At 65.3% G+C, this 23,593-nt stretch carries 22 protein-coding genes and 1 tRNA gene; 11 read left to right on the top strand and 12 right to left on the bottom strand.

Annotation, left to right across the window (positions count from 1 at the left end):
• Positions 1-24 precede the first annotated feature (24 nt).
• The 6 genes from glyQ to gloA are packed head-to-tail and all read left to right on the top strand — an operon-like array spanning position 25 to position 5,704.
• Entirely contained in the window at positions 25-918 is an 894-nt protein-coding gene (gene glyQ / locus RBR29_RS02930) for a glycine--tRNA ligase subunit alpha (RefSeq protein ID WP_320347087.1), read from the top strand.
• A 2-nt stretch (positions 919-920) separates the two neighbouring features.
• A complete protein-coding gene (gene glyS, locus RBR29_RS02925) occupies positions 921-3,065 on the top strand; it encodes a glycine--tRNA ligase subunit beta (protein WP_320347069.1) in 2,145 nt (714 codons plus the stop codon).
• Complete coding sequence (gene gmhB / locus RBR29_RS02920; RefSeq protein ID WP_320347067.1) at positions 3,062-3,616, top strand: D-glycero-beta-D-manno-heptose 1,7-bisphosphate 7-phosphatase; 555 nt, start codon at positions 3,062-3,064, stop codon at positions 3,614-3,616. Before glyS ends, gmhB begins: the two co-directional genes overlap by 4 nt.
• Positions 3,613-4,344 (top strand): lysophospholipid acyltransferase family protein, encoded by a 732-nt coding sequence (locus RBR29_RS02915; protein ID WP_320347065.1) that lies wholly within the window; start codon positions 3,613-3,615, stop codon positions 4,342-4,344. Before gmhB ends, RBR29_RS02915 begins: the two co-directional genes overlap by 4 nt.
• Positions 4,331-5,266, top strand: coding sequence for a SprT family zinc-dependent metalloprotease (locus RBR29_RS02910; protein ID WP_320347063.1), 936 nt, complete (start codon positions 4,331-4,333; stop codon positions 5,264-5,266). Before RBR29_RS02915 ends, RBR29_RS02910 begins: the two co-directional genes overlap by 14 nt.
• Positions 5,267-5,308: 42 nt before the next feature.
• Positions 5,309-5,704, top strand: coding sequence for a lactoylglutathione lyase (gene gloA, locus RBR29_RS02905; protein WP_320347061.1), 396 nt, complete (start codon positions 5,309-5,311; stop codon positions 5,702-5,704).
• 109 nt (positions 5,705-5,813) lie between these two features.
• Here the strand turns inward: gloA and rsmA are convergent, their stop codons facing one another.
• Genes rsmA through RBR29_RS02890 form a run of 3 tightly spaced genes read right to left on the bottom strand, consistent with a single transcriptional unit; the run spans position 5,814 to position 10,544 of the window.
• Complete coding sequence (rsmA, locus tag RBR29_RS02900) at positions 5,814-6,647, bottom strand: 16S rRNA (adenine(1518)-N(6)/adenine(1519)-N(6))-dimethyltransferase RsmA (RefSeq protein WP_320347085.1); 834 nt, start codon at positions 6,645-6,647, stop codon at positions 5,814-5,816.
• 1 nt (position 6,648) lies between these two features.
• A complete protein-coding gene (locus tag RBR29_RS02895; protein ID WP_320347059.1) occupies positions 6,649-8,181 on the bottom strand; it encodes a peptidylprolyl isomerase in 1,533 nt (510 codons plus the stop codon).
• A complete protein-coding gene (locus RBR29_RS02890; protein ID WP_320347057.1) occupies positions 8,178-10,544 on the bottom strand; it encodes an LPS-assembly protein LptD in 2,367 nt (788 codons plus the stop codon). Before RBR29_RS02890 ends, RBR29_RS02895 begins: the two co-directional genes overlap by 4 nt.
• Before the next feature lie 152 nt (positions 10,545-10,696).
• On the opposite strand from RBR29_RS02890, the gene RBR29_RS02885 reads away from it, so the two are divergent.
• The 3 genes from RBR29_RS02885 to RBR29_RS02875 all read left to right on the top strand — a co-directional run bounded on the left by RBR29_RS02885 (position 10,697) and on the right by RBR29_RS02875 (position 13,310).
• Positions 10,697-11,746: a phosphotransferase gene (locus RBR29_RS02885; protein ID WP_320347055.1), complete on the top strand. Its 1,050-nt coding sequence runs from the start codon at positions 10,697-10,699 to the stop codon at positions 11,744-11,746.
• Positions 11,746-12,444, top strand: a complete 699-nt coding sequence (gene murU, locus RBR29_RS02880) for an N-acetylmuramate alpha-1-phosphate uridylyltransferase MurU (protein WP_320347053.1) — start codon at positions 11,746-11,748, stop codon at positions 12,442-12,444. Before RBR29_RS02885 ends, murU begins: the two co-directional genes overlap by 1 nt.
• A 143-nt stretch (positions 12,445-12,587) precedes the next feature.
• Positions 12,588-13,310, top strand: coding sequence for a hypothetical protein (locus RBR29_RS02875; RefSeq protein WP_320347051.1), 723 nt, complete (start codon positions 12,588-12,590; stop codon positions 13,308-13,310).
• A gap of 59 nt (positions 13,311-13,369) precedes the next feature.
• Here RBR29_RS02875 and glnQ read toward each other — a convergent pair whose 3' ends face one another.
• From glnQ to RBR29_RS02840, 7 genes are all read right to left on the bottom strand, one after another.
• Positions 13,370-14,098, bottom strand: a complete 729-nt coding sequence (gene glnQ, locus RBR29_RS02870; protein ID WP_320347049.1) for a glutamine ABC transporter ATP-binding protein GlnQ — start codon at positions 14,096-14,098, stop codon at positions 13,370-13,372.
• On the bottom strand, positions 14,095-14,934 hold the full coding sequence (locus tag RBR29_RS02865) for an ABC transporter permease subunit (protein WP_320347047.1): 840 nt from the start codon (positions 14,932-14,934) through the stop codon (positions 14,095-14,097). Before RBR29_RS02865 ends, glnQ begins: the two co-directional genes overlap by 4 nt.
• A gap of 103 nt (positions 14,935-15,037) precedes the next feature.
• Complete coding sequence (gene glnH, locus RBR29_RS02860; RefSeq protein WP_320347083.1) at positions 15,038-15,793, bottom strand: glutamine ABC transporter substrate-binding protein GlnH; 756 nt, start codon at positions 15,791-15,793, stop codon at positions 15,038-15,040.
• Between the two features lie 235 nt (positions 15,794-16,028).
• Positions 16,029-16,652, bottom strand: coding sequence for a glutathione S-transferase (locus RBR29_RS02855; protein ID WP_320347045.1), 624 nt, complete (start codon positions 16,650-16,652; stop codon positions 16,029-16,031).
• A gap of 33 nt (positions 16,653-16,685) precedes the next feature.
• Positions 16,686-17,471: a MetQ/NlpA family ABC transporter substrate-binding protein gene (locus RBR29_RS02850; protein ID WP_320347043.1), complete on the bottom strand. Its 786-nt coding sequence runs from the start codon at positions 17,469-17,471 to the stop codon at positions 16,686-16,688.
• A 10-nt stretch (positions 17,472-17,481) separates the two neighbouring features.
• The gene (locus tag RBR29_RS02845) at positions 17,482-18,141 is read right to left on the bottom strand and encodes a methionine ABC transporter permease (protein ID WP_320347041.1); all 660 of its coding nucleotides are present in this window, start codon (positions 18,139-18,141) and stop codon (positions 17,482-17,484) included.
• Positions 18,138-19,151 (bottom strand): methionine ABC transporter ATP-binding protein, encoded by a 1,014-nt coding sequence (locus tag RBR29_RS02840; protein WP_320347039.1) that lies wholly within the window; start codon positions 19,149-19,151, stop codon positions 18,138-18,140. Before RBR29_RS02840 ends, RBR29_RS02845 begins: the two co-directional genes overlap by 4 nt.
• A gap of 133 nt (positions 19,152-19,284) precedes the next feature.
• Here RBR29_RS02840 and RBR29_RS02835 point away from each other — a divergent pair, with 133 nt between their 5' ends.
• Complete coding sequence (locus tag RBR29_RS02835; protein WP_320347037.1) at positions 19,285-20,826, top strand: AAA family ATPase; 1,542 nt, start codon at positions 19,285-19,287, stop codon at positions 20,824-20,826.
• A gap of 218 nt (positions 20,827-21,044) precedes the next feature.
• Here RBR29_RS02835 and RBR29_RS02830 read toward each other — a convergent pair.
• Positions 21,045-21,120 (bottom strand) — tRNA-Lys (locus tag RBR29_RS02830).
• A gap of 82 nt (positions 21,121-21,202) precedes the next feature.
• On the opposite strand from RBR29_RS02830, the gene RBR29_RS02825 reads away from it, so the two are divergent.
• The gene (locus RBR29_RS02825) at positions 21,203-21,988 is read left to right on the top strand and encodes a metallophosphoesterase (protein ID WP_320347035.1); all 786 of its coding nucleotides are present in this window, start codon (positions 21,203-21,205) and stop codon (positions 21,986-21,988) included.
• Here the strand turns inward: RBR29_RS02825 and RBR29_RS02820 are convergent.
• Positions 21,966-23,593 (bottom strand): glycoside hydrolase family 31 protein (locus RBR29_RS02820; protein WP_320347033.1); only part of this gene is annotated, 1,628 nt, incomplete at its 5' end. The two genes, RBR29_RS02825 and RBR29_RS02820, sit on opposite strands and share 23 nt — an antisense overlap.

Genomic DNA, 23,593 nt, shown 5'->3' with positions numbered 1-23,593 from the left:
ATCGCGGGCCGGGCCCGCCACGCCATGCTCACATTCCAACAACTGATTTTATCGCTCCAGCAATATTGGGATCGCCAGGGGTGCGCCCTGCTGCAACCCTACGACATGGAAGTCGGCGCCGGCACGTCGCATACCGCCACATTCCTGCGCGCCATCGGCCCGGAACCCTGGCGTGCCGCCTATGTGCAGCCTTCGCGCCGTCCCAAGGACGGCCGCTATGGCGAAAACCCCAATCGGCTGCAGCATTATTACCAATTCCAGGTCGTGCTCAAACCCGCACCGCTCGACATCCTGGACCTGTACATCGGTTCCCTGCGTTCTCTGGGCATCGATCCGCAGCAGCACGACATCCGCTTCGTCGAAGACGACTGGGAAAATCCGACCCTGGGCGCCTGGGGCCTGGGCTGGGAAGTCTGGCTCAACGGCATGGAAATCACCCAGTTCACCTACTTTCAGCAGGTCGGCGGGCTGGACTGCAACCCGACCATGGGCGAAATCACCTACGGCCTGGAACGCCTGGCCATGTACCTGCAGGGGGTGGAGTCGGTCTATGACCTGGTCTGGACCCGGGGCCCGGACGGCACCCCTGTGTACTACCGCGACGTCTTCCATCAGAACGAGGTCGAGCAGTCTACTTATAACTTCGAATACGCTTCCACCGACATGCTGTTCGCTCATTTCAACGACTACGAGGCCGAGGCCAAACGCCTGATCGAAGTCCCGCTCGCCCTGCCCGCCTACGAAGCCACCCTCAAGGCCGCGCACACGTTCAATCTGCTGGATGCGCGCGGCGCCATCAGCGTCACCGAACGCGCCACCTACATCGGCCGCATCCGCGCCCTGTCGCGGGCCGTGGCGCAGGCCTACTACGACGCGCGTGAACGCCTGGGTTTCCCCATGCTGCGGGAGGTCGCGTGATCATGAGCACGAATCCGCACACGCGCACACTGGTCGTCGAACTGGTCACCGAAGAACTCCCCCCCAAAGCGCTGGACGCGCTGGGCCGGGCCTTCGCAGAAGGCATCCGCAAGACGCTCGACACGCTCGGCCTGCTGGCCGGGTCCTGCGCCTGCACCGCCTACGCCACGCCCCGGCGACTGGCCGTGCAACTGGACGCCGTCCTGGGCCAGGCGCCCGACCAGGCCTACGCCGAAAAACTCATGCCCGTGGCCATCGGCCTGGACGACACGGGCAAGCCCACCCCGGCGCTGTTGAAAAAACTCCAGTCCAAGGGACTGGGGCACCTGGGCGCCGACCGTCTGGCCCGCAAACACGACGGCAAGCAGGACGTGCTCTACGCCGAAGGCACCGCCCCCGGCACCCGCTTGGCCGACGGCCTGCAGCAGGCCCTGGACTACGCCGTCACGCACCTGCCCATCCCCAAGGTCATGCAATACCAGCTGGCCGACGGCCACAGCAGCGTCAAATTCGTGCGGCCGGCCCAGCGGCTGCTGGCCCTGTGGGGCACGGACATCGTGCCCGTGCGCGTGCTGGGCCTGGAAGCCGGCCGAACAACCCTGGGCCACCGCTTCCTGGAAACCGGCCCCCTGTCCATCGAATCAGCCGAATCCTGGCCCGACCGCCTGGCCACCGATGGTCTCGTGGTCCCGTCCTTCGCCCAACGGCGCGCGCTCATCGCCCAGCAACTGGCCGAATCTTCGGCCTCGGTCGGGGCGACCATCGGCCAGGGGGCCGAAGTCGATGCGCTGCTCGACGAAGTCACCGCCCTGGTCGAACGCCCGACGGTCTACGTCGGCGCCTTCGAGAAAGCCTTCCTGGCCGTACCGCCGGAATGCCTGATCCTGACGATGCGGCTGAACCAGAAATATTTCCCCCTGTTCGACCCAGCCACCGGCGCGCTGACCCACCGCTTCCTGATCGTCAGCAATATGCGGCCCGCAGACCCGGTCCACATCATTCAGGGCAACCAGCGAGTGGTCCGCCCGCGCCTGGCCGACGCGCAGTTCTTCTACCAGACCGACCTGAAAACCCCACTGGCCGACCGGGTGGCCGACCTGGCCAACAGCGTCTATCACAACAAGCTGGGCACCCAGCTGCAGCGCACCGAGCGCGTGCGCGCGCTGGCGCGCTGGCTGGCGCCCCTGCTGGGCGGCCAGACCGAACTGGCCGACTGCGCCGCCCTGCTGGCCCACGCCGATCTGGGCACCCAGATGGTGGGCGAATTCCCCGAACTGCAAGGCGTCATGGGGGCCTATTACGCCACCCACGACGGCGAGGCCCCAGAAATCGCGCGCGCCTTGCGTGACCAATATCGCATCCGCCTGGACGAGCCCGTCTCGGAACGCACGCTCACGGCAGCAGTCCTGTTCATGGCGGAACGCGCCGAAACCCTGGTGGGCATCTGGGGCATCGGCCTGGCTCCTACCGGCGAACGCGATCCCTACGGCCTGCGCCGCGCCGCCCTGGGCCTGATCAGCGCCTATGAACAGCTCACGGCGGGTGGCCGGCTGCAGGCCAGCCAGGACACTCCGGCACGCCTGGCTGCCCTGCTGGCACAGGCCGCTGCCGGTTTTGCGCCCGGCCTGATCGCCGAAGGCACGGTCGAAGCCGTGCTGGACTTCGTCTATGAACGGTATCGCAATCAGCTGGCCTCTGGCTACCACCGCTCGGCCATCGATGCAGTGCTGGCCCTGCGGCCCCCGCTGCATCAGGTCGTCGCGCGCGTCCAGGCCTGCGAACGATTTGCCTCGCTGCCCGAAGCAGAATCCCTGGCGGCCGCCAACAAGCGCGTCAGCAACCTGCTGAAAAAAACCGATGGCTCACAACCCGGCTTCGATCCAGCGCTGCTGACAGAGCCCGCCGAATGCCAGCTGGCCGACACGATTGCCCGCCTGGAACCCCAAGCCACCGCCCTGCTGCAGACCGGTGATTTCGCCGCCAGCCTGGCGATCCTGGCCCAGGCCCGCACCGCCGTCGATGCGTTCTTTACCGACGTCATGGTCATGGCCGATGACCCTCGCGTACGCGCCAATCGTCTGGCATTGCTGCGATCCCTGCATGGCCTGATGAACCAAGTGGCCGACCTGTCGAGGCTGACCCAGTGAAGCTCATCATCCTGGACCGCGATGGGGTCATCAACCACGACAGCGACGCCTACATCAAGTCGCCGGAAGAATGGATCCCGATCCCCGGCAGCCCAGAGGCCATCGGCCGCCTAAGCCAGGCCGGCTGGCGCGTGGTCGTCGCCACCAACCAGTCCGGCATCGCCCGCGGCCTGTTCACCATGGAAACCCTGGGTGCGATCCACGCCCGGATGCGCCAGGTGGTGGCCGATGCCGGTGGGCGCATCGATGCCATATTCTGCTGTCCCCACGGCCCAGACGATGGCTGTCGCTGCCGCAAGCCGCTGCCCGGCATGTTGCACGACATCGCCCAGCGCCTGGATGTGCGCCTGGACGGCATCCCCTTGGTGGGCGACAGCCTGCGCGACCTGCGGGCAGCGGCTGCGGTACGCTGTGTCCCCTGGCTGGTCCTGACCGGCAAGGGCCGCAAGACCTGGGAAACCTCGGGCACCAGCGGCGAACTCCCTGCCGGCACCCAGGTCTGTGACGATCTGGCGGCCGTGGCCGACACCCTGCTGAAGACCACGCCATGACCTACCTGCGTTCTGCCTGCTACATGACCTTTCTGGTCGTGACGGTGATCCCCTACGCCCTGTGCTGCGTGCTGTGGGCACCGCTGCCCCTGTCCTGGCGCTATCGCCTGACCCTGGGCTGGCCGCGCATGGCCCTGTGGGGCGCGCGCTGGATCCTGGGGATGCGCTATCAGGCGCAAGGCTGGGAACACCTGCCCACGACAGGGCCGGCCATCATTCTGTCCAAGCACCAATCGGCCTGGGAAACCCTTTATTTCGCGGTCAAGCTGCCGCGTGACGTCGTCTTCGTCTACAAAAAGGAACTGCACCGCGTGCCTTTCTTTGGCTGGAGCCTGGCGCTGCTCAGCATGATTCCCATCGACCGCACCAAGGGCAAGGAATCCTTCGATCAGGTCGTGAAGATCGGTAGCAGGCGCCTCGCAGAAGGCCGCTGGCCCGTGCTGTTCCCCGAAGGCACCCGCGTCGCACCCGGTGAAACCGGGCGCTACAAACAGGGGGGCGCGCTGCTGGCCTGCCGCACGGGCGCCCCGGTGATTCCCGTCGCCCACAATGCCGGGGAATGCTGGCCACGCAATGCCTTCCTGAAAACACCGGGGCTGGTCACCGTGTCCTTCGGACCCGCCATCGACCCGGCGAACCACACCCCGGCGTCCCTGAACAACGCCGTGCGCGACTGGATCGAGGCCGAAATGCGGCGCCTCAACCCCGAGCGCTATGCCCGCCCCTGAAACCCGCCAGCTCGATCTGTTCGGGCCGGCCGACTCTCCCGTGGCCGGCCCCGGCACCATCGAGCCCACGCCTGTCCCGGAGCATGCACCTCCCCCCGGACTCCGACGACCGGCATCCACACCAGACCGATTGACGCCGGACCGATTGACGCCGGACACCCCGCCGCCTGGGCTCCCCCCCGGCACCCGCTGGCAGACCCTGGACCTGAACGGCTGGACGCTGGACTATACGCTGCGCCGGGCGCGGCGCAAGACCATCGGACTGCACATCCGCGACACTGGCCTGGCGATCCAGGCCCCTGCCTGGGCCACACGGACTCAGATCGAAGACGCCATCCGGCAGCGGTCCGCCTGGATCCGGGACAAGATCCAGGACCGTGAGCGGCGGCTGGAATTGCTGGCCCTGCAGGCCGATCAGTGGCGTCCGGGCGGGCGCATCCCATACCTGGGCGTGGCCATCGAACTGCAATTGGATGGCGCCCGGCCTGCCCACTACGAAGGCGACCCGGCAGCACCGGCCACCGGCGATCGGCTGTACCTGCCCTTGCCGGATGGCGCCGAACCCGACCGCATTCAGGACCGCGCCCAGGCATGGCTGCAGGCGCGTGCGCGCATCGATTTCGAGATACGGCTGCAACACTGCCTGCAGCAGGCAGGACAATCCATCATGGGCTGGGGACTGTCGTCCGCCCAGGGCCGCTGGGGTTCCTGCACCAGCCAGAAACGCATCCGCCTGAACTGGCGCCTGATTCATTTCGACCCGGCGCTGATCGACTACGTGGTCGCCCACGAAGTCGCCCACCTGAAAGAAATGAACCACGGTCCGGATTTCTGGCGCGAAGTCGAGCGACTTTGTCCGGACTTCCGGGCGGCGCGTGATGCGCTGCGCCATCAGATTCCGGATACTTTGCCGCTGATCTGAGTATGATGAGACATTGCTGCGCAACCGGAGGAGGATCACACCATGCGCCTGCTGCACACCATGCTGCGAGTCGGCAATCTGGACCGTTCCCTGATGTTCTATACCGAAACCCTGGGCATGCGGCTGCTGCGCCGCAAGGACTACCCGGAAGGCCGCTTCACCCTGGCGTTCGTCGGCTACCAGGACGAGGCCGACGGCGCAGTCATCGAACTGACGCATAACTGGGACACCGACCGCTATGACATCGGCACCGGCTACGGCCACATCGCCATCGAAGTCGAGGACGCCTACGACACCTGCGCCACCATCAAGTCGCGCGGCGGGCTGGTCGTGCGCGAAGCCGGCCCCATGAAACACGGCACCACCGTAATCGCCTTCGTCGAAGACCCCGACGGCTACAAGATCGAGCTGATCCAGCGTTCGGGGAGAGAAGACTAGGGTTTTGCGCCTCGTGGATCGTCGTGGATTGCGGCATCTCCCCACGTCGCGCCTTGCAAGGCGCTCCGATTTCGCCTTGGGGCGGCCCGGCGGCGAAAAGGGGGTTCTCTCATGCAGTCGGGATCACACCAGCGGCGGACAGGGCGTCGGCCATGTCCATGAACTGCGCCACCGTCAATTCCTGGGGCCGCGCCGTCGAGGCGATCCCCAGGGCATCCCAGTCCAGCCATTCCGCCCAGGCGCCCATGCTGCCCCGGATCATCTTGCGGCGCTGCTCGAAAGCCCGCGCCACCAGTCGTTCGAACACCTGCGCATCGCGCGGCTGGCGCAACGCATCATGCGCCAGAGGGCGCATGCGCACCACCGCCGACATCACCCGGGGCGGCGGATCGAAGGCATCAGGCGGCACATCGAACAAGTGCGTCATCCGGTAGCGCGCCTGCAGCATGACGGACAGGCGCCCATACTGGCTATCGCCGGGACGAGCCACCATGCGCTCGATGACTTCGCGCTGCAGCATGAAATGCTGGTCGCGCACCCGGTCGGCCCAACGCAGCAAATGAAACAGCAGCGGGCTGGAAATGTTGTAGGGCAGGTTGCCCACCACCCGCAAACGGGCGGCATCGGCCTGGCCTGAACCTGCATCGGCGGCAGGCGCCAGATCACCGAAATCCACGGCCAGGGCATCGGCTTGGACCACCCGCAGGCGATCCTCACCCCAACGGCCACGCAGGCGCTGGGCCAGGTCGCGATCCAGTTCGACCACGGTCAACCGAGCCAGCCGGTCCAGCAGCGGCGCCGTCAGCGCCGACAGGCCCGGGCCGATCTCGACCATGACATCATCCGGCTGCGGATCAATGGCGTGCACAATGGCATCCACCACCGACTCATCGACCAGAAAATGCTGGCCGAAGCGTTTGCGCGCCTGGTGCCCTGCCCCCATGTCAGCGCGCACCGCCACCTGCTGCCTTTTCCAGGCGATTGTCGATGTAGGCCTGGCTGCGCAGCTGATCGAGCCAGTCTTCATAAGCCGGCCCGATGCGGCGTTCCATCAGTTCGCGGCGCGCCTGCATGCGACGGAATTCCTGTTCCATGTTCTTGGTCTGCCGGCCCTCGACCTGGATCAGGTGCCAGCCGAACGGCGACTGGACCGGTTCGCTGACCTGACCGTCCTGCAGGGCATTCATGGCCTGCTCGAAGGCCGGCACGGTTTCGCCAGGATTGAGCCAACCCAGGTCGCCGCCCTGGGGCGCGGACGCATCCTCGGAATAGCGCTTGGCCAGTTCGGCAAAGGATTCGCCATGCGCGATGCGGGTGCGCAAGCTTTCGAGGGTAGCGCGGGCCTTGGCATCATCCACGACCTTGGAGGTCTTGATCAGGATGTGGCGGGCATGGGTCTGCGTGACCATCATGGGGCCTGCGGGACCCCGGGCGACTGCGGCGGCAGGCGGTTGGGCGGGCTGCGCCGGCGCAGCCTGGGCCGACCTGGGCGCCGGGCGCTGGGCATAACCCCGGCGCAGGACCTTCAGGATGTGGAACCCGCGGCCGCTCTGCACGATCCCGCTGATGCCGCCAGGCGGCGTGTTCGCAATGGCCTGCACGAACAGATCAGGCCAGTCACGCAGGGGCCGGATGCCCATGTTGCCCCCTTCCAGGGCCTGGGGGCCATTTGACGCGGCCGCCGCCATCCCGGCGAAATCAGCGCCAGTCCGGAGTTTGCGCAATATGGCCTCGGCCTGCTGGCGCTTTTCCTGGACAACGCTGTCGGCGGCGTAATCAGGCACCTCGATCAGGATCTGCGCCAGTTCGACCAGTTCGGGGCCCACCGGGGCCGGTGCCGGTTCGGGTTCGGGTTCGGGTGCCGGCGCAGCCACAGACGAGACGTCCATCGGCTGATCAGCGTGCATGGACAGAAAGGCATCGATGTCGCTGTCGCTGATGGTGATGCGGTCCTCGACGAAACGCTGGCGCAGGATATCGTCCTGGATCTGGGAACGCAGATCGGCGCGGTAATCGTCCCAACCCATGCCACTGTTGGCGATCTCGCGCTGCAACTGCTCGAGCGTGATGCGGTTGCGCTGGGCAATGGCCTGGACTGCGCGATCGACCTGGGCATCGGACACCCGGATGCCGACGCGCCGGGCCTCATGGTCCTGAAGGGTGGCATTGATCATCTGTTGCAGCACCTGGCGCCGCAAGATGGACGCTTCAGGCACGGGGATGTGCTGCTGTTCCATCTGGCGGCGCACCTGGACCGTCTTGGCATCGACCTGGGCCAGCGTGATGACTTCCTTGTCAACGATGGCGGCAATTCCATCCACGAATTGCTCGGACACGGCGGCTGGCGCCGGCGAAGACTGGGCGGGTGCCGCGCGATGAGCCGGCTTGCCGGCCGCCAGTGCGGACGCCGACACCCAGGCACCCAGCACGATGGCCAGCGCCAGGGCGCGGGCGGGATGACGCAAGCCAGACATCATTCGTACCTCTCGAAAACGGTTTTTTCAGGTATGGGGGGAGTCACGGGCCGGTAGCCGATGACGCGATCAGCCAGCAAAGACATGGGGTCGGTTCCCAGAGACCCTAGGCCGGTCAATTCCAGCTGCAGGAACAGTGCCGTGTTGGTCTTCTGGGCCGACACGGCGTAGCGCTGCATCACCACGCGCGCGGCCCAACCGCCATCCCCGCGGTATTCCAGACCCACGATGGACTGCGTGTTGCGCTTTTCCGCCAGGGAATAATCATAGCGGCCCACCCCGTACCAGCGCCGGCTGAAAGGCCACTGGCCGCTCAGGCTGAGCTGTTCCCGGCTGGTCGGCACGGTCCCCTCGGGCAGTACCCGATAGGGGTCGGCATAGCTATTGATGTCACGTTCGTAGCGGTAGGACAGCGAGACCGTGGCCAGGCGTTTTGGCGTCCAGCGAACGCCGCTGCTGAGCCGGTTGCGTTTCTGGGTCTCGTGGTCGAACAGACCATCAAAATACACCGAGAACGTATCGGTCAGCGCCGCCTTGGCCCCGACCAGGTAGTCCGACTGGGTATCACTGCGGGGGGTTTCGCTGGACAGCGTGACTTTCTGCGAATCGAAATAGAACCGCTGGGCCAGCGACAGGGACAGGCGCTCGAACCCGGTATCGGCATCCAGCCAGCGGCTGGTCAGGCCGACGGTCAGCTGGTTGGCGTTGGCGATGCGGTCCCAGCCACCGCTGAAGATGTTCTCATCGAAGGCCTGCTGATAATTGAAGGTGGCCAGCCCCGTGTCGAAGACGGGCAGATCCGTTTGGTCCCGGTACGGCACGTACAGGTAATACAGACGCGGCTCCAGGGTCTGGATGGCCGCGTTGCCAAACAACGAGGCCTGGCGTTCCAGCGTCAGCCCCGTGTCCACCGAAGCGATCGGCAGCACCCGCGACTGGCTGCGGGGACGACCGGCAAACTGCCCCATGCCCGGCGTGGCGGCAAACCATTCTGTCTCGTACTGGGCCATGTGCAGGCCGACCTTGGGCGTCAGGTAGGCGCCGGGCAGCACGAAGGGCCGCGCAATCGAGGTATAGGATGTCAGGCGCGTGCCGTTGGGCATCAGGCGCCGGCCGGACATCTCGGGAAAGGCATCGCCATGATAGATCGGCGCCACGAAACGCGTGGCCGTGTTCGTGGACACCACATCCAGGCCATGCCAGCCATAGCGCTGCGCGTTGAAGGTCAGCTGGGGCAGCATGTCGTAGGGGGGTGCCAGGAATGAGCCCGTGCTGTCCTGCAGGGTCTGGTAGCGGTAGAACTGCAGGGATCCGGACAGATAGCGGTTGCCAGACCAGGACAGCAGCGCCTGGCTGGGCATGTAGGTGATGGCGGCGTCCGTCAGCCCGAAGGATGAAAAATCACGGAAGTAGTCATCGTCCGAGACCTTGCGCGCGTCCAGGTAGGCGCTGAAGCCCTTGCCCAACGTCTGGGTATGCTGCACGGAATACATCCAGCGCTTTTCGCTCGTCTGGCGGTCGCGCATGATGTAGGTGCCGAACAGTTCCGAATGGGACGCAGCGCTCATGTGGCGGAATTCCGTGCCCAGCAACAGGCCGCGCTTGCTGAGGTACCGGGGATACAGCGTGGCGTCGTAGTTCGGCGCCAGATTCAGGTAGTACGGGGTGGTGATCTCGACCCCCCCGTTGCTGGATGTGCCGTAGGTCGGCAACAGGAAACCAGTCTTGCGATCCTTGCCCAGCGGAAACGTCAGATAGGGCGAATACAGGATCGGCACACCCTTGAAATGCAGCACCCCGTGACGCGCCACACCCTCGTTCTTGTCCAGGTACAGATCGACACGGCTGGAATCGATGGTCCAGGCCGGATCCGGCCCGGGCCAGCCGCTGTAGCGCACGTTCTTCAAGCGCATGTGCTGGCGGCTGAGGACTTCGGCCTCGTCGGCCGTGCCTGCTCCGGCCGCGCCGCCCAGCCAGAAACGCGGCTGTTCAATCAAGCCTTGCTCGGTCTCGACGTTGTAGCGCAGGTGCGGACCGCGCACGAGATTACCGTCGCGGATGATCAGACCGTTGCCGCGGACATCGGCCTGACCTGTGGATTGCTGGTAATCGATGCGGTCGCCCTTGATCACGGCGTCCAGCCGACGGACCTGGGCCTTGCCGCGCAGCATCACCCGTCCATCAGCGTCCCGGCTGATGTCGTCACCGATCAGAAACGACGCCAAGGCGTCGTCTTTCAGGGTGGGGTGCAGCCGCAGACTGCCGACCATCCGCATCCCATCCGCATCCGGCGAAGGCTGTGCCGCAAAGACTGGCGCCGGCAGGCACAAGCCCAGGAAAATGATGCGACCGATCCAATGCGTCAAAACCCGGTTCCCCGAAATGGTTGAAAGAGACGGCGGCCGATCAGTCCTCCCGCGACGACCAGCGACCCAGTATTATAGAGAAGCCAGGCCATATCGTGTCCTGGTCGATCCGCCGTCTTGACCTTTCATCGAATCTTTTCCGAATCCCGCGCATGACTCCTACCCCTCATCCGGATCTCCGCCTGGACGCCCTGCGCAGCTGGCTGGACCAACAGGCCAGCCAGCTGGGCCTGATCCGGGACAGCCTCGCCCCAGTGTCCGGCGACGCCAGTTTCCGCCGTTATTTCCGCCTGCAGGCGGTGGACGGCACTGTGATCGCCATGGACGCTCCACCGCCCCACGAGGACTGCGCACCCTTCGTGCGCATCGCCAGTCTGCTGGCCCGGGGCGGCCTGTGCGTGCCCAGGATCCTGGCCCAGGACATCGACCAGGGTTTCCTGCTGCTCTCCGATCTGGGCCAGCAGACCTTCTATGACGCCCTGCGCAATGGCCTGGAACAGGACGAGGCCGCCTTGCAGCAGCACTACCGGGGCGCCCTGCGCGCGCTGGTCGCCCTGCAGCAATGCCCGGCCGACGGCCTGCCGCCCTACGACGAGGCCCGCCTGCTCGAAGAACTGGCTGTCTTTCCACAGTGGTACCTGCGCACGCACCTGGGCCATGCGCCTGACGCAGGCGCCCAAACCGCACTGGCCGGGATCTTCGACCTGCTGGCGCGGCGCGCGGCTGCACAGCCGCGCGTGCTCGTGCATCGCGATTTCCATTCGCCCAATCTGATGCTCGGGCCCGACATGCCGGACACGACGCCCGGCATCATCGATTTCCAGGATGCCCTGGCCGGCCCGATCAGCTACGACATCGCCTCACTGGCCATGGACGCCCGCACCACCTGGGACGAGGCCCGCCAGCTCGACTGGGCCATCCGCTACTGGGAATACGCACGGGCGGCCGGGCTGCCGGTCCCGGATGACTTCGCCCAGTTCCACGTCGATTACGAATGGATGGGGCTGCAGCGCAACCTGCGCATCCTGGGCGTCTTCGCCCGCCTGTCGCACCGCGACGGCAAGCACCACTATCTGGATCACATGCCCCGGGTGCAGGCCTATGTGCGCCAGGTCGCAGGGCGCTACGCCGTCTTCCACCCCCTGCTGCGCCTGCTGGACCAGGCCGAGCGCGTGCCACAGGCAGACGGGTTCTCTTTCTGATGCGCGCCATGATCCTGGCCGCCGGCCGCGGCGAACGCATGCGTCCGCTGACAGACACCTGTCCCAAACCCCTGCTGCCGGTGGGCGACCGCCCCCTGATCGCCTGGCACCTGGAACACCTGGCCCGGGCCGGGATCACCGACATCCTGGTGAACCACGCCTGGCTGGGCGAACGCATCGAAGCCGCGCTGGGCGACGGCCGGGCCTATGGCGTGCAACTGCGCTACTCCGCCGAATCCCCCGCTCTGGAAACGGCAGGAGGCATCGCCCGGGCCTTGCCTTTTTTCCGGGGCCGGCCCTTTCTGGTCATGAACGGCGACATCTGGTGCGACTGGGATCCGTCACGGGCCATCCGGCTTGCAGCCACCTGGCCTGCGGAACGCCTGGCGCATCTGGTCCTGGTCGACAATCCCGCCCACCACCCGGAAGGCGACTTCGCGCTGCAGGCCAACAATCGGGTCGCGCCGCGTCCGGACGCGACAACCCCGACACTGACATTCGCCGGGATCGGCGTGTACCACCCTTCCCTGTTCGCCGACACGGATCCGAATCGCGCCGCGCCGCTGGCGCCGCTGCTGCGCCGCGCCATGGCGGCCCGCGCCGTCAGCGGCGAACGGCACGGGGGGCGCTGGATCGACGTCGGCACACCAGAACGCCTGGCCGCGCTGGACGCCACGCTGGCCGGGCGCCCTGTCTGACCACATCCATAAAATCGCAACCGGATGTGGCTCAGTCCCAGCGTGGCCCCGAAACCGTTTATCCTAATTAGTTTCGCACCTGCGCCTCCATGGCGCGCTGCCGCACCATATTATTCAAGCATCAAGCAATTCAGGATTTTGCCATGTCGCTCGGCCCGAAACGCCCTACGTTCAAACCCACGCCCTATGGCTATACCCGGCGCAGCCGCGGGATCCCTCGCTGGCTGTTGCTGCTGATCACCGGCGCGATCCTGGGCGCCGGAGGCGTGCTGTTCCTGCAGCGCAGCTACGGTCCCCAGCGCCTCACGGTTGAACAGTCCGAACAACTGCGCACGGACCTGAACACCGTCAACCTGGAAAACCAGCGCCTGTCCGCCGAATCCAGCAAGATCCAGGCCCAGATCCAGCAGGCGCAGCAGGACCTGCAGGCACAGACCGCCCGCGCCGAACAGCTGCGCAAGCAGGCCGCCGACATGCAGGCCGGCGTCGCCAGCCTGATCCAGGCCATTCCCCCCGATCCGCGCGGGACTTCGCCCGGCATCCGCAGCGCTGACATGATCGCGCGCGACGGCGGCCTGGACTACCGCATCCTGCTGATCCAGGATCTCCCGGACGGCCAATCCGAAGCCCCCACCCTGCACGGCCGGATCAAACTGATCGCCCAGGGATCCTATCCCAACGGCAACACCGCCTATGCCGATCTCGTCGAGCAGCCCCTGGACATGGGCCGCTACATCGTCGTCGAAGGTCGCGCCGACCTGCCGCACAAGGCCTTTCGCCCACGCCAGGTCACCATCCAGATCATGGCCGACGGATCCGACAAAGTCATCGCCACACGCACCTTCCGCGTCACTTCCGGACGCTGACCGCCGCCTTCCAGCCTGAATACGCCGCCCGGCCAGCCCGGGCCGGCGCATCCGCGCGCTTATGCGACGTGCTGCAGAAAATCCCGCAGCCGCTGGCTGGGCGGCTGGCTGAGCAGAGTCTCGGGGTCGCCATCCTCGGCGATCTTGCCGCCGTCCATGAAGATCAACCGGCTGCCGACCTTGCGGGCGAATTCCATTTCGTGCGTGACCACGATCATGGTCATGCCCGCCTCGGCCACGTCCTGCATCACCCGCAGGACTTCGTGGCGCAATTCCGGATCCAACGCCGAGGTCGGTTCATCGAACAACATCAACATCGGCTTGATGGCCAGCGCACGGGCAATCGCCACACGTTGCTGCTGGCCACCGGACAACTGGCCCGGATAATGGCCGGCACGGTCAGCCAGCCCGACCTTGGACAGCAGGTCCAGCGCCTGTTCGCGAGCCTGGGCACGGGGCGTGCCGCGCGTGTGGATCGGACCGAACATGACGTTCTCCAGCGCGGTCAGCTGGGGAAACAGATTGAACTGCTGGAACACCATGCCGGCCTCGCGGCGCAATTCGCGCACCTGGGCAGGCGGCCCCAGGACACTGTGACCATTGACGATGATGTCCCCGCCCTGGATGGTCTCCAGCACATTGATGCAGCGCAGGAACGTGGATTTGCCCGACCCGGAAGGGCCGACCACGACCACGACCTCGCCCGGCTCGATGCTCAGGTCGATGCCGTCGAGCACGACATTGTCACCGAAGCGCTTGGTGACGTTCTTGAATTCGACGATGCTCATACGATGCGCGTCCTGTGTTCGATGAATTTCAGCGCCAGCGCAATGCAGCCCGTCATGAACAGGTAGATCACCGCCACCGCCCCCCAGATTTCCACGGCGCGGAAATTGCCGGCAATGATCTCCTGGCCCTGGCGCGTCAGTTCGGCCACCCCGATCACGATGAACAGGGACGAGTCCTTGAGACTGATGATGCACTGGTTGCCCATGGTCGGAATCATGCGCCGCAACGCTACCGGGCCGATGATGCGGGCCAGGATCTTGTGAAACGGCAGGCCCATCGCCTGCCCGGCCTCGTACAGCCCCTTGGGCACCGACTGCAGGCCGGCACGCACGATCTCGGCAATGTAGGCCCCGGAATTGATCATCAACGTCACGGTCGCAGCCGTGAAGCCATCGATGCGCAGGTTCACCAGCAGTGGCAGTGCAAAATAGATGAACATCACCTGCACCACGATCGGCGTGCCCCGGATCACCAGGATGTAGACCTGGGCCAGGAAAGACAGGGCCAGCGGAATCCAGGCCAGGAAACGCCAGCCCAGCAGGGCAAGCACGGCCAGCCGCACGGCCCACCAGGCCGATTCGGGCACACCGGCCAGGGGGCCATCGCCCAGCCAGGACGCCAGCCGCAACAGGGCCACGGCGGCCACGACCGCCACCACACTCCAGAACAGCGTGCGGCGGGTCACAATCACCGGCACATACGTCACCACGACACCGGACAGCGCGCCGATGATCGTGCCGCCGATCAGGCCAAGCAGAGTGATCTGGATCGTCATCCAGGCCCCGGCCATCAGGTCGGGCCAGGCAGCCCAGATGGCGGACCATTCAAAACTCATGGTCGTTCTCCATGAAGATCAGCATCCGCAGGACGGACACCTGAAAAACGGCGGCGGCCGGACGCATGCATCCGGCCGCCGCCGTCCGATCAAACACACGCAATCAATTCACGGCGCTGGTTTTCTGGCCGAACCAGGTCTCGTACAGCGCGTCATAGGTGCCGTTGGACTTCAGTTCGGACAGTGCCTTGTTGACCACGGCCACCAGTTCGCTGCCCTTGGGGAAGGCGATGCCGTAGAAGTCGCCGCTCTTGAGCGAACCCACGACCTTGACCTTGCCGTTGCCTGCGGTCTTGGCGTAGTACTGGACATTGGGCGTATCGTGCACCACGGCGTCCACACGGCCCGTGGCCAATTCCAGGAAGGCGTTGTCGATATTGGGGAAGAGCTTGAGCTTGGCCGAAGGCACGTTGGCCTTCATGTAGTCCACCGTGGCGGTGCCGATCTTCACGGCCACCGTCTTGCCTTCCAGGTCCTTCGCGCTCTGGATGGGGCTGTCGCTGGCGACCAGGATGGCCAGGCCGGATTCATAGTAGGGCTCGGAAAAATCGATGACCTTGGCGCGGTCCTCGCGGATGGTGATCCCGGCCAGGGCCACATCCACGTTGCGCGTCTGCAAGCCCGGAATGATGCCATTGAAATCCATCGGCTGCAGTTTGTAGGTCAGGCCAGCCTGCTTGGCGATGGCTTCCCACAGCTGGATGTCAAAGCCGGTGTATTTGCCATCCTGCTTGAATTCGAACGGCACGAACGCCGTGTCGGTCGCTACGATCAGGTCCTTGGCCACGGCCTGGGTCATCGGCAGGGCCAGGGTCAGCGCCAGCCCCGCCAGGGCAGCCTTGAGGGTTTTCGACAGCATCATGTGTGAGATCTCCTTGTGGGATTCATTGGCTGCGACTGACTCGCCGCGTCCTTTTTCATGTTAACTGAAACATCCGTGATTTCTGCCCCAAAAGGGGGCTGAACCCTGGGTGTGAACCGTGATTTCGGGGAAATCCCTAGGAAAATCCTGATCCAGTCGCACGGCAAGTGGGCGCTGCGGGCGGCCCTTGGCCCTGAACTGGAACAGGCGAAGAACGGGCCTGCCGGGAACCTCAGGGCAAGCCGTTACGGCCATGCACCATGAAGGCCGGGCGTTCGCTCAAGCGCTCGTAGTAGGCGGTGATGGCCGGCAGTTCGGGGCGCTCGAAGGGCGTCTCGAACCAGCGGTTCACCGATAGACCAATGGCAATGTCGGCCAGACTGAAATCACGGCCCGCAACGAATGCCCCGGTGCCCGCCAAATGGCCGTCCAGCACGGACATGAAGCCCGCCCAGGCGTGCAGAGACGCCTGGATCTGGTCCGGATCGGCATGCGCCGGCGATTGCCGGACCCGGGCCATGAAGGCATAGCTCCAGGCGCGATTCAGATCCGACGCCTGCCAGTCCAGCCATTGATCCACCCGTGCCCGCGCCCGGGCGTCGAGCGGGTACAGGGCACCGCTGCCCTGGCGATTGGCCAGGTAGCGGATGATGCTGTTGGATTCCCAGAGCACGAAATCCTTGTCGAGCAGCACCGGCACCATGGCATTGGGATTGAGTGCCTTGAATGAGGCCGCGCGGGTATCGCGGAACCCGGCGCCCCAGTCTTCCCGCTGCCAGGCCAGACCCAGTTCATCGCAGGCCCACATGACCTTGCGGACGTTGATGGAATTTGGCCTGCCAAGAATGGTCAGCATCCGGGGTCCCTTTGATCAAAGCGCCGGCAATCTTCAGAACGCGGGCACAATGGCGCCCTTGTAGTGTTCCAGGATATAGTCGCGCACCTTGGCCGAATGCAGGGCCTCGATCAGCTTGAGGATCGCGGGATCTTCCTTGCGATCGGCACGCGCCACCACGATGTTGGCGTAGGGGGAATCCTTGTCCTCGATGAACAGCGCGTCCTTGACCGGATTCAGGCCCGCTTCCAGGGCGTAGTTGGTATTGATCAGGGCGACATCCACATCAGGCAGCACGCGCGGCAGGGTGGCAGCTTCCAGTTCGCGGAATTTCAGATGCTTGGGGTTTTCCGACACATCGCGGGCAGTCGCCAGAATATTGGCCGGGTCCTTCAATTTGATCAGGCCCTGCTTCTGCAGCAACAGCAGGGCGCGGGCGCCATTCGAGGGGTCGTTCGGGATGGCGACCTGGGCGCCGTCCTTGATGTCCTTGATGTCCTTGATCTTCTGGGAATAGGCGCCAAAGGGTTCGACATGGACCAGACCCACCGACACCAGGTTCGTCTTGTGTTCCTTGTTGAAGGAATCCAGGTAGGGCTGGTGCTGGAAGAAATTGACGTCGATCTGCTGGTCGGAAACCTGCAGGTTCGGCTGAACGTAGTCGGTGAAGACCTTGATGTCCAGATCCACGCCGGCCTTGGCCAGGTCGGGCTTGACGAATTCCAGCAATTCAGCATGCGGCACGGGGGTGGCCGCTACGGACAGCTTGGCCGCCTGCACCGGGGCAGCGAAGACCAGGGGCAATGCCAGCGCCAGGACCGGCGCGAATTTCTTGAACATGAGTTTTCTCCTAGGAGCGCCTGTTGAGCCTGGCCACCCAGCGGTCGCCAGACACCTGAAAAACCTGAACCATGAGCACCAGAATCACGACCGTGACCGCCATGACGTCCCCCTGGTAGCGCTGGTAGCCGTAGCGCACTGCCAGGTCGCCCAGGCCACCGCCACCGATCACGCCGGACATGGCGGAATAGCCGACCAATGTAATGGCCGTGACCACAATGGCGGCCAGAATGCCAGTGGTCGCCTCTGGCAGCAATGCCCACAGCACCGTCTGGCGCGAGGTCGCGCCCATGGCGCGGCAGGCCTCGTTCACGCCTGGGTCCAGTTCACGCAGCACGTTCTCCACCAGCCGCGCAAAGAACGGCGCCGCGCTGGCCACCAGCGGCGGAATCGAACCCTGGACCCCCAGCGCCGTCCCCGCCACCAGGCGGGAAAACGGGATCATCACGATCAACAGGATCAGGAATGGCACCGAGCGCAGCACGTTCACGATGAACGCGACCGTCTGGTAGACGATGCGATTGTCCATGGCCTGCCCCGGACTGGACAGGAACAGCAGCACCCCCACCGGCAGGCCGATCAATACGGTGAACAGCAGGGAAAAGCCCGTCATCAGCAAGGTGTCGATCGTGGCCTCGCCGATCAACCACCAGTCCACATTTTCCATCATGGCCGCAGCACCTCGTAATCGACACCCGCCGCCTCCAGCGCCGGCACGAGCCCAGCCAGGCCCGCAGCGGTTCCTTCGGCCGCCACGACCAGCTGACCATAGGGCGTATCCTTGATCCGGCCGACGGACCCTTGCAGGATGCTCAGGTCCAGGCCCAGATCACGGCTCAGGCGACTGAGCAGCGGGGAAGCCGTGTTATCGCCCCGGAAACTCAGACGCAGCAAACGGCCCGGCACGCCCTGCGCCAGAGCCCGCCACCCCTCGCCCCCATCCAGGCCACTCTCGGACAACAGCGCCCGGGTCGCGTCATGCTGCGGATGCAGGAATACCTCCAGCACCTGGCCGGCCTCGACAATGCGCCCGCCTTCGATCACCGCAACCCGGTCGCAAACCGCCCGGATGACATCCATGCCATGGGTGATCAGCACGATCGTCAAGCCCAGGCGCTGATTGATGTCACCCAGCAGACGCAGGATGGACTGGGTCGTTTCCGGATCCAGCGCTGAAGTGGCCTCGTCGCACAGCAGCAGACGCGGCTTGCTGGCCAGCGCACGGGCAATGCCCACACGCTGCTGCTGTCCGCCGGACAACTGCCCCGGATACTTGTGCGCCTGGTCGGCCAGACCCACCAGATTCAGGACCTCGCGCGCGCGCGCCTCGCGATCCAGGCGCGGCATGCCCGACAGGCGCAGCGGAAAACACACGTTATCCATCACGGTGCGCGAACGCAGCAGATTGAAATGCTGGAACACCATGCCCACCGAACGCCGATAGGCCCGCAGCTGCGCATCGGAAAACGCCGTGATGTCCCGCCCGTCCACCCGCACGCTGCCCTCGGAAGGACGCTCCAGCAGATTGAGCATGCGGATCAGCGTGCTCTTGCCGGCGCCCGAACGCCCGATAATGCCAAAGACCTCGCCTTCGCGGATGTTCAGGTTGATGTCGACGAGCGCATTCACCGTCCGGCCGGCGGATTCGTACGTCTTGCGGATGTGCTCGAGTTCGATCAAGGTGTGTGGTCAGTGAAAAGAAACCGCCCGCCTATGCGGGACGCGAAACAGGAATTTACCATGTCGATTTGACCACTTATCCCGATAGCATATTACTTATGATTATGAAAACACCCTGTTCCAAGAGAGATTCATGCCACACGACGAGTCGTCCGAAGTCCTGTCTTTCCTGAGCGAGCGTCTGCGTGCCTCCGGTACCGACGCCCCCGAGACGATCCGCACGCACATTTCCATCCTGCTGCTGGGCGACGAGCGGGTCTACAAGCTCAAGCGCGCGATCCGGCTGCCCTACCTGGATTTTTCCACCCCGAGCCTGCGTTTGGACGCCTGCCGCCGGGAAGTAACGCTCAACCGGCGCACGGCCCCGGCACTGTATCTGGGTGCGCGGCGCATCACCCGGGAAACCGATGGCACCCTGGCGCTCGACGGCCAGGGCGAACTGATTGATGCCGCCGTCGAAATGCGGCGCTTCGCCGAAGACACCCTGCTCACCCACCTGGCGCACGCGGGCCGCCTGGACCGCCCGCTGCTGACTGCGCTGGCACGCGCCATCGCCGCCTTTCACGCCCAGGCCGAACGCCTGCCCGTCCAGAATGGCGCGCAACGCATCCTCGACGTGCTCGAACTCAACGAACAATGCCCGGACATGGCCCCCGCATTCGGCATCGCTGCCGTCGATACGCTGCGCGCCGCACTGCGAGAAGCCTGGGCCCGGCACGCGCCGCTGCTCGACGCACGGGCCCGCGACGGCAAAATCCGCCGCTGCCATGGCGACCTGCACCTGCGCAATCTGTGTCTTCTGGATGGCCAGCCTACCCTGTTCGATTGCATCGAATTCAACGACGCGATCGCCACGATCGACGTGCTCTACGACCTGGCCTTCCTGCTCATGGACTTGTGGCAGGCCGGCCTGCAAGCCGAAGCGAACTGGGTGATGAACCGCTACATGGATGACAGCGGCGACACCGACGGCCTGCCGCTGCTACCCTTCTTCATGGCTCTGCGTGCCTCGATCCGGGCGCAGGTCCTGTCCACCCAGGCAGCCATGCCGGACGCCGCGCGCCAGACGCTCATCCCACAGGCCCGCGCCTACCTGGACTTGTCCCTGGCCCTGCTGCAGCCAGTCCCGGCCCGGCTGGTGGCCATCGGCGGCCTGAGCGGCACGGGCAAATCCACTGTAGCCGCCGCCATCGCACACCGCATCGGCGCCGCTCCGGGCGCCCGCATCCTCGCCAGTGACCGCATCCGCAAGCGCATCGCTGGCGTGCAGGCCGAAACTCGCCTGCCGCCTGACAGCTACACACGCGAATCGTCCGACCGCGTCTATGCCACTCTGACGACGGAAGCGGGCAGTACGGTGACCCAAGGATACGCCTGCATCGCCGATGCCGTGTTTTCCCGCCCGGCAGAACGCCAGGCCATCGCACGCTGCGCCGCCGAGGCCGGCGTGCCCTTCCAGGGCATCTGGCTGGAAGCCGATCCCGATACGCTGATGGCGCGCGTGCGCGAGCGCAGAAACGATCCGTCCGACGCCACCGAAGCAGTCGTCCGCGCCCAGGTCAGGCAACATACCCGTCCCCAGGGCTGGTTCACGGTCCAGGCCGGCAAGAACGCGGAAACGACGCAGGCCGTCGTGCTGGCTGCGCCAGGCATCGCGGCGAGCCCCGGAACCTGACCCGATCTGCGCACGAGCCCCCGACAGGCAGAGGCCGCCGCAGCCCGACGATCGATACGCGGAAACACGGATTCACGAACCCATGGGGGAATCGCACAATAGGGGGCAGCGCAGCCACTGTGTCACGCGTAGCGCCTCGTTTTGGATGCCGCTGCGCCCAGATGGCAGAACGCCTCCCGGCAGGGAGGCGCTGTTTGCATGAAGACAACACGAAATTCTGGTGGGTCGTGCGCGGCTCGAACGCGCGACCAACGGATTAAAAGTCCGGTGCTCTACCGACTGAGCTAACGACCCACGAAGCCCGCTATTTTGACAGCACATCAATATAACGTCAAGACATTCAAGCCTGCCCACCAAGACCACAAGAGAATGGCCCATGTCCGCCCCGACCGACCCTCCTTCCCTGCGGCTGCATATCCTGTCCGACCTGCATCTGAGCCAGCAGGGCCTGGAACTGCCTGATGTCGCAGCAGACGTCACCATCCTGGCCGGTGACATCGCCCGGCCCCGGGCAGCCATGGCCTGGGCCGGCCAGATCCCCCGCCCGGTGCTGTACGTGCCGGGCAATCACGAATTCTATGGCGGATCCATCCCCGCCGTCCGCACGGAACTGGCCGCCCAGGCGCGAATACACGGGATCGAACTGCTGGACCAGCGGGCCCTGGTGATCGGCGGGGTGCGCTTTCTGGGCACCACACTATGGACTGATTTTGAACTGTTCGGCGCCGAACTGCGCGACCTGGCGATGGAACGCACGGCAGAATGCATGCGTGATTTCCAGGTCATCGACAAAGGCGACGGCGCGCGCTTCACGCCCCGAGACGCCGCCGCACTTTTCCACGCACAATATGACTGGCTGGATGCCCAGCTGGACACGCCTCATCCAGGACCGACAGTGGTCATCACCCACCATGCGCCCAACATGCGCAGCGTGCACCCGCGCTTTGCGGAATCCCTGATCAGCGCGGGTTTCGTATCCGAATGCGCCAGCCTGTTGGGCCGTGCGGATCTCTGGATCCACGGCCACACGCACGACAGTTTCGACTATACCGTGTACGGTGCCCGCGTCGTCTGCAATCCACGCGGCTACTGCCGCGACGGGATCAACGAAAACCCGGATTTCGATCCGGGGCTGTGTATCACCGTGCCCTGGAAATCCTGACCTCGGCGCCGCGGCGCTTGACCTCCAGCCCCTCGGAGGGCAGGATCCGCAGGCCTTCCAGCCCCTTGATATAGCTGGATCCCTGCATCTGCATCACACGGATCTTGTTGCGCATGACGACCGGATTGTGTTCCGGCATGCCGAACATCCAGACTTCTTCCAGGATCCGGGCCGAATTGATCTCTCCGGTGTGCTGGACCGCTGGCCCCAGGCACAGCATATGGCCTTCGCGACCGAACACCGGCAGCGTATCCAGCCCCGGACGCACCGTCCAGCGGGTGCCGCCTTCGTAGCGCCAGCCCGTGTTCAGATCCCACCAGGCATCGCCCTTGGGCAGATAGACCTCTGTGACCCCGCCAGACTGCATGACCGGCGCGACCAGCAGCGCGGGTCCCAGCAAGTACTGAGTGTCCCAGGCATGCGCATCGGTATCGTCCGGATAGGCCAGGGCCATGGACCGCTGGACCGGCAAGCCGGTGCGCACGGCATCGTCGATGATGCCGGCCACGTAAGGCAGCAACCGGTAGCGCCATTGCAGCCAATGCACGACCAGGGCGCGGACATCGGCGTCAAAAGCATCTGGCATCAGGGCCGGCAGGCCCTGGAAGCTGAAGTTGGCAGAAAAGACCCCCATGGCCAGCCAGCGCAGATAGAGTTCGGGCGTCATGGCACCCGTTGGGCGCGCAGCATTGCCCAGACAATGGGTCTGTACTGCCACACCACTGTTCCCGACCGACAGCGCGGCCCGCAAGGTGGCCGCATAGCCGTCCCAGTCATTGTCCACGGCCGGCCCCTGCTGCCAGGCAAAGCGCTGCACCCCAGGGAACTGGTCGCGGCTGAGCATCACGCCTTCCTGGGGTGTGCGCGGGCCGGCAACCGCATCGAACAGCGCACGGCGCGCCAGGTGGGGATAGCTTGAACGCAGCACCGCACCAGACTCGCCCCCCCGGGCCTCGACCGTATCGGGCAGGTCGAACTGAGCCTGGCAGACCGGCGCAGCCAGGCCCTCCTCCACAGCCTGGAGATGGCGTTCCGTCCACAGGCGGGCCGCGTCCCGGTGCGTCAGGTCCAGCAACCCGAACGGCCGCCCGCCAGAGGCCGGCGTGCCGGGGCAGACCCAGGGGTCGCCTTCGGCGTCACACAGCAACCAGCCTCGATCTTCCCATTCTTCGAACAAGGGCGTGCCCTGCAGGACACCAGGAACGCAGGACCCCGCCAGATGGATATCCTGCGCTGTCGCCAAAGTCACGAAAGCACGCCAGTCGGGGGTACGATCGGACCATTCAAAGACAGGCTTGTCGGCCTGGAAATTCAGGATGGCCGGTTCGGCCAGCAACAGCGCATCGAGCGCCATGCCCTGGTCGCGCAGGCTGCGAATCTGCTGCAGGCTGGTCTCGACGGATTGGCCCGGTGCCTGATCCAGCCAGACCCCCATGGGCCAGAGGTCGGGCTGACCAGCACGGCCGGTAAGCGCCGTGTACTGGTTCAGGATTTCGGACGGATCCCCGGCGAACAGGAACAGGTCCAGCCCGGCACCCCGCGCCCGGAGGGCATAGACGCCAGCGGCCTGCAGATCGTGTTCCACGCGATCGAGCGTATTGACGT

Source organism: Castellaniella sp. (assembly GCF_034007085.1).
Taxonomy (GTDB): domain Bacteria; phylum Pseudomonadota; class Gammaproteobacteria; order Burkholderiales; family Burkholderiaceae_B; genus Castellaniella.
The sequence above is the reverse complement of the archived record's forward strand: the minus strand, read 5'-3'. Positions and strand labels throughout refer to the sequence as shown.